Origin of the sequence: Nitrospirillum viridazoti CBAmc (genome assembly GCF_000730165.1) — a bacterium.
Classification (GTDB): domain Bacteria; phylum Pseudomonadota; class Alphaproteobacteria; order Azospirillales; family Azospirillaceae; genus Nitrospirillum; species Nitrospirillum viridazoti.
Map to the genome: position 1 here is coordinate 565,995 of NZ_CP022113.1, position 8,873 is coordinate 574,867.

Here is an 8,873-nt window from a genome sequence, read left to right on the forward strand (position 1 = left end):
GGACCATGGCGCGACGCGCGGCGAAGAAACGGACCGCCGGCTTCACCCTGGTGGAGTTGCTGGTGGTCATGGCCATCATCGGCATGCTGCTGAGCCTGGCCTTGCCCCGCTACTACCACGCCATCGACACATCAAAGGAGCGGGTGCTGGCGGAAAACCTGCGCGTCACCCGCGACGCCATCGACAAGTTCTACGGCGACACCGGCCGCTATCCCGAGGCCTTGGACGAGCTGGTGCAGAAGCATTACCTGCGCGCCCTGCCTTTCGATCCGGTGGCCGACAGCGACAGCGCCTGGATCATCGTCCCGCCGGAAGAGCAGTTCACCGGCAACGTCTACGACATCAAAAGCGGGGCGCCGGGCCCCAGCCATGACGGCAAGGCCTTCGGGGACATGTGATGCGGGACCGCCGTGACGCCATCCGTCCCGATGAAGCGGGCTTCACCTACCTCGGCCTGCTGATCATCCTGGCCATCATCGGGGTGGTGGCCGCAGCCAGCCTGCAGGCCGGCGCCCTGATGCAACGGCGCCAGGCCGAGGAAAGCCTGCTCGATATCGGATCGGACTTCCGCACCGCCTTGCGCAGCTATGCCGACAGCACCCCCGCCGGCCTGCCCCGCTCCCCCCGCACATTGCAGGATCTGGTGCGCGACCCGCGCTATCCCGGTGTGCGCCGTTACCTGCGGAGGGTGCCGCCCGACCCCTTGGGCGGCGGCCAGCCCTGGGGCCTGGTCATGAGCCCGGACGGTGCCGGCATCATCGGGATCTACAGCCGGGCACCGGGGCATCCCATCAAGCAGGACAATTTCCCAGCGGCCTACCAGGACTTCCGCAACCGCGACAGCTATGCCGACTGGATCTTCACCCAGGCGCCGGCCCGTAATTCCCAGCTGCCCTCGCGACCCATTCCCCTGGGCCCGGGCGCGTCCCCGCCACCCAGCCCGGGCGCTTCCACGCCCCGCTGATTTCCACCGGCCATTCCAGGATCAATCCGTGCGCACCATCCTCCTCGCCCTCCTCACGTCCTGCCTGCTGCTGTCCAGCACCGCCACCCAGGCCGCCAGACCGGCGGATGATTTCGACGCCCGCATCCACGCCTACCTCATCAACCACCCCGAGGTGCTGACGGAAATGCAGCAGGCCCTGACGGCCAAGCAGGCGGCGGAGCGGGAGGCGCAGACCCGCGCGGTCGTGGCCGCCAACCACGACGCCCTGATGGCCGACGCCGGCGACGCGATCCTGGGCAACCCCAAGGGCGACGTCACCGTCGTGGAGTTCTTCGACGACGAATGCCCCTACTGCAAGATGATGGCGCCCACGCTGGAGACGGTGGTGAAGACCGATCCCGGCGTGCGCGTGGTGCTGAAGGAACTGGCCGTCCTGGGCCCCGGCTCGGAAATCGCGGCGCGCTATGCCCTTGCGGCCCAGCAGCAGGGGAAGTATCTGACGCTGCACGCCGCCCTGATGGCGGACAAGACGCCGGAACACCAGCTGACCGAGGCGCGCGTGAAGGAGATCGCCGCCGGCGTCGGCCTGGACACCGCCCGGCTGGAGCGCGACAGCCAGTCGGCGGACATCGTCGTCCGGCTGCAGCGCACCCGCGCCCTGGCCCAAACCATCGGCATCCGGGGCACGCCCGGCCTGGTCATCGGCGACACCGTGCATTCCGGCGCCATGACGCCCGACGCCCTGGTCAAGACCATCGCCGCCGCGCGGGCCGCTAAGGGGCCCTGACCGGAACAGCGCGACGGGCCGTCAGTGCAGCCAGCCCGCGTCCTGCCCGTGGCGGATTTCCGCAGGCCGGACCAGGGCCGCCGAAACCACCGTCACCCGATGGATGCGGCCGTCCAGCCGAGCCTCCCAGAAATCGAGGAACTGGCGGAGTTGCGGGAAACGGGGCGCCTGGTCCAGTTCCTGCCATAGATAGGCTTGCAGCAAGCCGGGATGGTCCGGCATGCGATAGAGGATCTCAGCCGTGGTCAGGCGCCAGCCCAAAAGTTGCTTTTCCAAGTCCGTCATGACGTCCTTCCAACCAGGGTGCGGAGGATGGAATTCTGGCATCAACGGAGTGCCGCGCGTCAATATTTATCTAATCTCTCCAGATAGTTAGCAGCCGACGGTAGTGGCTGCTGCCATCAATCCCCCTCCATGGGCTTGCGGGGGTTGTACTCGGCGGGCCGCCAGTTCCGCAGGAAGGATTCCAGCGCCGGGTCCGGTAACGGCGGCAAGGCCAGGCGCACGGTCACGTATTGGTCGCCCCGGCCGCCGGTTGAGGATATGCCGCGTCCCCTCAATCGCAGCCGGGTGCCGTCATTGGCCCCCTTGGGGATGGTCATCAGGACGGAGCCGTCTATGGTCGGTACCCGCACCTTGGCGCCGAAAACGGCCTCGTGCAGCGTGACGGGCAGGTCCAGGTGGACATCGTCCCGCTCGCGCCTGAACCACGGGTGGGGCCGGACCGAAACGGTGACCAGCGCGTCGCCAGGAGGTCCGCCAGCGGTGCCCGGGGCACCCCGGCCACGCAGCCGGACCTTGCCCCCGTCTTCGAGCCCTGGCGGTAGGTCGACGTCCAGCCGCGTCCCGTCGGGCAGGGTCACACGATGGCGTCCACCTTTCGCCGCCTCAACGAAATCCACGGTGACGCTGACCGATATGTCCTGGCCTTTGCGCGGCCCTGCGCCGGTCCGGGAACCGCCGCCGAACATGTCGGCGATGATGCCCTCAAAGCCACCCATCCCGCCAACGTTAGACGTGAACTGGAAGCCGCTGCCGGACGCGCCGGCATGGTGACGCCGGGAATAGGCCTGTGGCCGCTCATTACCATCGGCATCGACTTCACCGCGGTCGAAGCGGGCGCGCTTGGCGGCATCCGACAACAGGTCGTAGGCGGCGGTGACCTCCCTGAATTTGCGTTCAGCCTCTGGGTGGTTCTGGTTCAGGTCGGGGTGATGGGTCTTGGCGAGCTTGCGGTACGCCCGCCGGATTTCCTCGGCCGAGGCGGTACGCGATACGCCCAGGATGTCATAGGGACTGCGCATCTATCGTGCAGGCGCTCAATGAAGGGGAAGCGTACGGATGGACACGCCCGCCCCATCGCCCGTGTCGGCGGCGCCGTCACGCAGGAGGTCAAGCAGCGCGCCCGAGTCCGGCAGGCCATCCATCTGGCCCACCAGGGCGGACAGCACTTCGGCGCAGGCCTGCACCAGGGCTTGGTTGCCCGGCATCTGCTGATGAACCATCACCAGGTTGTCGACCAGGTCGCTGGCCAAGGCGTATTCCCGTGTTCCCGGCAAGCTGGGGCCCGGCAAGGAGATTGCCGGCGGCACCTCGCCCACCTCCTTCAAAACGGCCAGCTTGTGCTGCAGCAGACAGGCGCCAACGCTGCCATCGATCAGCGTGGCGGCCGACACCTCACCGTCCGCTTGCACGACGAGTTGGCGCAACAGGCGCAGGGCCGACAGGCAGGCGCCTGCCGCCGCCGCGCGGTCGGCGCCATCAGCCGCCAACGCGATGGCGGAGCGGACCAGGGTGGTGACAACTGGAAACATGGCGATACCCTCCTCACGAGCGATACCGGTTCAAACAGCCGGCCCTTCGCGGCACCGGCAACGTCAAGGTGAAGTGCTGACAACGGGCCGGTGACACGCCGCCGGCACGACGGCCGGCGGCGGCTCCCTTCATCTTCGGCCTCAGGCGGCTTGCTTTTCGCCGGCTTGATGCTCTTCCAGGCGCGGATTGGCGCCACCGGACAGGATTTCGATGCGCCGTGGCTTCATGGCCTCCGGCAACTCGCGCTTCAGATCGATGGTCAGCAGGCCGTTTTCCAGCGAGGCGCGATCAACGAAAACGAAATCGGCCAGCTCGAAACGGCGCTCGAACGACCGGGCCGACAGGCCATGGTGCAGATACTGCGCCTTTTCCTCAGCAGCTTTGCGGCCCTGGACGATGAGCAGGTTGGGATGGGCGGTCAGGGCCAGTTCGTCGGCGGACCAGCCCGCGAGGGCGACAACGATGCGATAGGCGTTCTCATCGGTCTTCAGGATGTCGTACGGGGGATAGCTGTCCGCCGGACTGGTGGTGGACAGATGTTCCAGCACAGACGCCAAACGGTCAAATCCAACGCCGGACCGAAACAGGGGCGAAAAATCAAAAGCGCTCATAGCCATGTCCTCCATTGAGCAACGAGGTACGAGCGGCCCCGGGACCCACCCGGGAGCCGGTTCGGGCCGGATCCGCAAGCGGCATCCGACTGCCTGTGAATATAGAAAATATTGGCAATATATCAATATTGATTTTGATATAGGCAAATCGACAGACAATTTTATTATAGAACGACAATAACCACGGCGGCAGTCGCCGCCGTGGCCAAGTGTACTCAGCTGTTATGTTAGGACTTCGTCAGTCGAAATCCGCTGGCGCCGGGGTGGCGGGCTTCTTCTCCGGAAGCTGCGCGACCATGGCCTCGGTGGTGATCAATAGGCCGGCGACGGAGGCCGCGTCCTGCAGGGCAGTTCGCACCACCTTGGCCGGGTCGATGATGCCGGCGGCCACCAGGTCGCGGTACTGGCCGGCCTGGGCATCGAAGCCCCAGTTGTAGTCCGGATTGTCGGTCACCTTGCCGACGACCACCGATCCGTCGTAGCCGGCGTTGGCCGCGATCTGGCGCACCGGCGCCTGCAGGGCCTTGCGGATGATGTCCACGCCCATGCGCTGGTCGTCGTTGGCCGGCTTCAGCCCCTCCAGGGCCTTCACCGCCCGAGCCAGGGCCACGCCGCCGCCCGGCAGGATGCCTTCCTCCACCGCCGCGCGGGTGGCGTGCATGGCGTCGTCGACGCGGTCCTTGCGTTCCTTCACATCGACTTCGGTGGCACCGCCCACGCGGATGACGGCGACGCCGCCCGCCAGCTTCGCCAGGCGCTCCTGCAGCTTCTCGCGGTCATAGTCCGAGGTGGTCTCCTCGATCTGCGCCCGGATCTGGGCGCAGCGCGCCTGGATGGCATCCTTGGCGCCCGCCCCTTCGACGATGGTGGTGGTGTCCTTGCCGATGACCACCTTCTTAGCCCGGCCCAGCATGTCGATGGTGACGGTGTCGAGCTTGATGCCCAAATCTTCGGAGATGACCTGCCCACTGGTGAGGATGGCGATATCCTCCAGCATGGCCTTGCGGCGATCACCGAAGCCCGGCGCCTTCACTGCCGCCACCCGCAGGCCGCCGCGCAGCTTGTTCACCACTAGGGTGGCCAGCGCCTCACCCTCGACATCCTCGGAAATGATCAGCAGCGGCCGGCCGCTCTGCACCACCCGTTCCAGCACCGGCAGCAGGGCTTGCAGGCCAGACAGCTTCTTTTCATGGATGAGGATGTAGGGGTCCTCCAGCTCCACGGTCATCTTGTCGGCATTGGTCACGAAATAGGGCGAGACATAGCCCCGGTCGAACTGCATGCCCTCGACGATGTCCAGTTCGGTGTCGAAGCTCTTCGCCTCCTCCACCGTGATCACGCCCTCATGCCCCACCTTCTCCATGGCCTTGGCGATCATCTCGCCGATCTCGGCCTCACCGTTGGCCGAGATGGTGCCAACCTGGGCGATCTCGGCGTTGGTGGTGATCTTCCTGGCCTTGCCCTTCAGCTCGGCCACGACGGCCTCCACCGCCAAATCGACGCCGCGCCGCAGGTCCATGGGGTTCATGCCGGCGGCCACGGCCTTGGCGCCCTCGCGCACGATCGCCTGGGCCAGCACGGTGGCGGTGGTGGTGCCGTCACCCGCCAGGTCGTTCTGCTTGGACGCCACCTCGCGCAGCATCTGCGCGCCCATGTTCTCGAACTTGTCGGCAAGCTCGATTTCCTTGGCGACGGTCACGCCGTCCTTGGTGATGCGGGGCGCGCCGAAGCTCTTCTCGATGACGACGTTGCGACCCTTGGGGCCCAGCGTGACCTTGACAGCGTCCGCCAGGATGTCGACGCCCCGCAGCAGGCGCGCGCGGGCATCGGCCGAGAACTTCACGTCCTTGGCTGCCATTTCCTTCTCCCGTGATGATGTACTGCCTCAGGCGGCCTTGCGGGCCGCGCTGGTGTCGATGACGCCGAGGATGTCACTCTCCTTCATGATCAGGAGATCCTCGCCGTCGATCTTGATCTCGGTGCCGGACCATTTGCCGAACAGCACGCGGTCGCCGACCCGGACATTCAGGTCGATGACATGGCCCTGTTCGTCCCGGGTGCCGGGACCGACGGCAAGCACCACGCCCTCCTGGGGCTTTTCCTTGGCGGTATCGGGGATGATGATGCCGCCAGCGGTCTTCTGCTCGCTGTCAACGCGGCGCACGACGACGCGGTCGTGCAAGGGGCGGAATCGCATGGGGGTCACTCCTCATTACAAGCGAATGCCATGGATTTTATAAGGCGACCCTCCCTTCTGGGCCGGGCCGCGGCAAAAATTTATTCAGCCCGGAATCCATGTCAAGAGGGGTGGCCCAGGGGACGGGCCAAAAATTTCCGGCCCGGATTCCACCGCGCAAATGGACGGTCGCGGCGGCCGACCAAGGACGGCAACCCCGGTGCCCAGTGGGCATCGCGCCCGGACCAGACCTCTAAGCCGGTTGGCTACCTATGCCTTGGGTATAGGCGCCGCCATTTTGAACATTCCCTATATCCCCACATCGTCTTTCAATTACGCATACATTTGTACTTACTTGAAATTGAATTGGTTAACGTTGAGAGATGATGCTGATCATAAAGCCGATATTTGTGCATGATGATCCCAATGGAAGCTGATAAATTCTGACATTCCCGCCTTAAATTTCTCATTTTAAAGCCAATATCACAAATCATCACATATTGTCGCAAATGTTCATCCTTCCAACATTCACTCTTTATTAAGTGCATGGCCGTTGACTATCGTCGTTCTTGTGCGCCATTGTCGCGCCACCCTCAAAAGCGATATATCCGAAAGTAGCTGATCCTCCAGCCCTGTCCCCCTTTCGCCTGAGCCGTTCTTGCCGGCCGGTCCCATCCAGGTTCGACACCCTGGGGACCGGGTTTTCCGTTGTTTGCCGCCGCTATCCCGTCCGCCGTCGCTTAAGCCCCAAGGTGCCCCTGGAAATGACCAAGACCGCCCAGTCCCCCCTGTCGCCCCACGCGCGCATGGCCCACAAGCGGGCGGACTTGGGGGCCGGCCGGCGTACCTTGCGGGCGGCGGCCCTGACGACGGCAGCCTTGTTCATCACCCTGCCGGCGCTGGCGCAGCAGGTCCAGCCGCCGCGATTGCCGTCCGGCGCCGAACCGGGTCGCGAGGCGCCCCGGCCGGTCATGCCCACGCCTGGCGCACCCGGCGGTGCCATCACCGTGCCCAAGGCGACGGCGGCCCAGGCACCGCAGGGGGCCGAGCAGTACAGCTTTGCGCTGAAAGGAGTCGCGGTCGAAGGCGCCACCGCCTTCCCCGCCGATGAACTGGCGGCCTTCTACGCCAGCCTGGTGGGCAAGACGGTCACCGTGGCCGACATGTTCAAGGTCGCCAACGACATCGAGGTGCGCTATCGCGAGGCCGGCTACATCACCAGCCGGGTCGTGGTGCCGGAGCAGACCATCGAGGACGGCCGCTTCCGCATCCAGGTCATCGAGGGCTTCGTCGCCGACATCCGGTTCGACGACGACATCGGCCCGGCCCGCGCGGCCGTGGCCCGCCTGCTGGAGCCCCTGCGCGGCGTTACCCCCATCAGCGTGGGCGAGATCGAGCGTCGCCTGCTGCTGGCCGACGACCTGCCCGGCCTGACGGTGCGCGCCAGCCTGGAGCCGTCGCCCACCATCCTGGGCGCCTCCATCATCGTGGTGAAGTCGGAGCGCAAGACGGTCGACGCCTCGCTGGCCTTCGACAACCGCAACACACCCTATGTCGGCGCCTTCGAATGGGTGGGCTCCGTCTCGGTCAACAGCTTCGGCGAGCATGCCGACCGCCTGACCCTGACCAGCAAGGTCTCCACCCCCTTCCGCCGCGAATGGTTCGTCCAGGGCGGCTACCAGGGCATGTTCAGCAGTGACGGGCTGACGGCCGGCCTCACCTCCAGCTTCTCCCGCGCCAGCCCGGGGCAGGAGCTGGACCAGTTGAACGTCCACAGCCGCGTGGCGTCCGAGACCGGCACCGTCACCTACCCCATCATCCGGTCGCGCCTGGAAAACCTGCGCGCCTTCGGGGAATTCGAGTACCGCGACATCCGCACCACGCTGGGCGCCGACCTCTTCAACCAGGACCACCTTCGTATCTTCCGCGCCGGCGTCAGCTACGACAAGACCGACACCTGGGACGGCATCACCGCCGTGCGCGGCACCGTGCACCAGGGCCTGGACATCCTGAACGCGACACCGCGCAAGTCCGACTACGCCTCGCGCCTGGGCGGCAACGCCGACTTCACCAAGTTCACCGTGGACGTGACACGCGTCCAGCAGCTGCCGGCCAACTTCAGCCTACTGGCCACGGCCACGGCGCAGATGTCGCTGGCACCCCTGCTGGCCAGCGAGGAGATGGCGCTGGGCGGCCCGAACTTCGGCCGCGCCTATGACGAGGGCGAAATCTCCGGCGACAACGGCTGGGCCGGCTCGCTGGAACTGCGCTACACGCCGCTGGTGCCCGAACTGTTCCCCGAAGGGATGCAGTTCTACGCCGTGTTCGACGGCGGCCGGGTGTGGAGCCTGTCCAACTACCGTCCCACCGGCCGCGTCACGGTGGCGTCGGTGGGCGGTGGCGTCCGCATCAACATGGCCAAAGAGCTGTTCACGACCCTTGAGGTCGACCAGCCGCTGGACCGTCAGGTCCAAACCCAGGGCGGAAAGCCGACCCGGGTCTTCTTCAGCATCACGGCGCATTACTGAGATCGGAACG

The 8,873-nt window shown here is 65.9% G+C and carries 10 protein-coding genes; 4 read left to right on the forward strand and 6 right to left on the reverse strand.

The window, feature by feature from the left end:
* Positions 1-5: 5 nt before the first annotated feature.
* The 3 genes from Y958_RS30235 to Y958_RS30245 are packed head-to-tail and all read left to right on the forward strand — an operon-like array spanning position 6 to position 1,733.
* On the forward strand, positions 6-398 hold the full coding sequence (locus Y958_RS30235; protein ID WP_211098816.1) for a type II secretion system protein: 393 nt from the start codon (positions 6-8) through the stop codon (positions 396-398).
* Positions 398-964 carry a type II secretion system protein gene (locus tag Y958_RS30240; protein WP_186291635.1) on the forward strand — a complete coding sequence of 189 codons (567 nt, stop codon included), beginning with the start codon at positions 398-400 and terminating at the stop codon, positions 962-964. Before Y958_RS30235 ends, Y958_RS30240 begins: the two co-directional genes overlap by 1 nt.
* Positions 965-992: 28 nt before the next feature.
* Entirely contained in the window at positions 993-1,733 is a 741-nt protein-coding gene (locus tag Y958_RS30245; protein WP_186291636.1) for a DsbA family protein, read from the forward strand.
* Positions 1,734-1,754: 21 nt separating this feature from the next.
* Here Y958_RS30245 and Y958_RS30250 read toward each other — a convergent pair whose 3' ends face one another.
* The 6 genes from Y958_RS30250 to groES form a co-directional block, all read right to left on the reverse strand.
* Positions 1,755-2,018, reverse strand: coding sequence for an usg protein (locus Y958_RS30250; RefSeq protein ID WP_088875606.1), 264 nt, complete (start codon positions 2,016-2,018; stop codon positions 1,755-1,757).
* A gap of 116 nt (positions 2,019-2,134) precedes the next feature.
* Positions 2,135-3,037: a DnaJ C-terminal domain-containing protein gene (locus tag Y958_RS30255; protein WP_088875607.1), complete on the reverse strand. Its 903-nt coding sequence runs from the start codon at positions 3,035-3,037 to the stop codon at positions 2,135-2,137.
* Between the two features lie 15 nt (positions 3,038-3,052).
* Positions 3,053-3,547 (reverse strand): hypothetical protein, encoded by a 495-nt coding sequence (locus tag Y958_RS30260; protein WP_088875608.1) that lies wholly within the window; start codon positions 3,545-3,547, stop codon positions 3,053-3,055.
* A 141-nt stretch (positions 3,548-3,688) separates the two neighbouring features.
* Positions 3,689-4,096, reverse strand: a complete 408-nt coding sequence (locus tag Y958_RS30265) for an Hsp20 family protein (RefSeq protein ID WP_425600701.1) — start codon at positions 4,094-4,096, stop codon at positions 3,689-3,691.
* 301 nt (positions 4,097-4,397) lie between these two features.
* Entirely contained in the window at positions 4,398-6,017 is a 1,620-nt protein-coding gene (gene groL, locus Y958_RS30270) for a chaperonin GroEL (RefSeq protein WP_088875609.1), read from the reverse strand.
* A 27-nt stretch (positions 6,018-6,044) separates the two neighbouring features.
* A complete protein-coding gene (groES, locus tag Y958_RS30275) occupies positions 6,045-6,356 on the reverse strand; it encodes a co-chaperone GroES (protein WP_040844223.1) in 312 nt (103 codons plus the stop codon).
* Positions 6,357-7,099: 743 nt separating this feature from the next.
* On the opposite strand from groES, the gene Y958_RS30280 reads away from it, so the two are divergent.
* Positions 7,100-8,863, forward strand: coding sequence for a ShlB/FhaC/HecB family hemolysin secretion/activation protein (locus tag Y958_RS30280; protein WP_244909714.1), 1,764 nt, complete (start codon positions 7,100-7,102; stop codon positions 8,861-8,863).
* Positions 8,864-8,873: the final 10 nt, after the last annotated feature.

What these genes read in the sequence shown, in the direction of transcription:
- Y958_RS30240 (WP_186291635.1), top strand. Translation starts at nt 398, where the DNA reads ATGCGGGACCGCCGTGACGCCATCCGTCCCGATGAAGCGGGCTTCACC.
- Y958_RS30235 (WP_211098816.1), top strand. Translation starts at nt 6, where the DNA reads ATGGCGCGACGCGCGGCGAAGAAACGGACCGCCGGCTTCACCCTGGTG.
- groL (WP_088875609.1), bottom strand. Translation starts at nt 6,017, where the DNA reads ATGGCAGCCAAGGACGTGAAGTTCTCGGCCGATGCCCGCGCGCGCCTG.
- Y958_RS30280 (WP_244909714.1), top strand. Translation starts at nt 7,100, where the DNA reads ATGACCAAGACCGCCCAGTCCCCCCTGTCGCCCCACGCGCGCATGGCC.
- groES (WP_040844223.1), bottom strand. Translation starts at nt 6,356, where the DNA reads ATGCGATTCCGCCCCTTGCACGACCGCGTCGTCGTGCGCCGCGTTGAC.
- Y958_RS30260 (WP_088875608.1), bottom strand. Translation starts at nt 3,547, where the DNA reads ATGTTTCCAGTTGTCACCACCCTGGTCCGCTCCGCCATCGCGTTGGCG.
- Y958_RS30250 (WP_088875606.1), bottom strand. Translation starts at nt 2,018, where the DNA reads ATGACGGACTTGGAAAAGCAACTTTTGGGCTGGCGCCTGACCACGGCT.
- Y958_RS30255 (WP_088875607.1), bottom strand. Translation starts at nt 3,037, where the DNA reads ATGCGCAGTCCCTATGACATCCTGGGCGTATCGCGTACCGCCTCGGCC.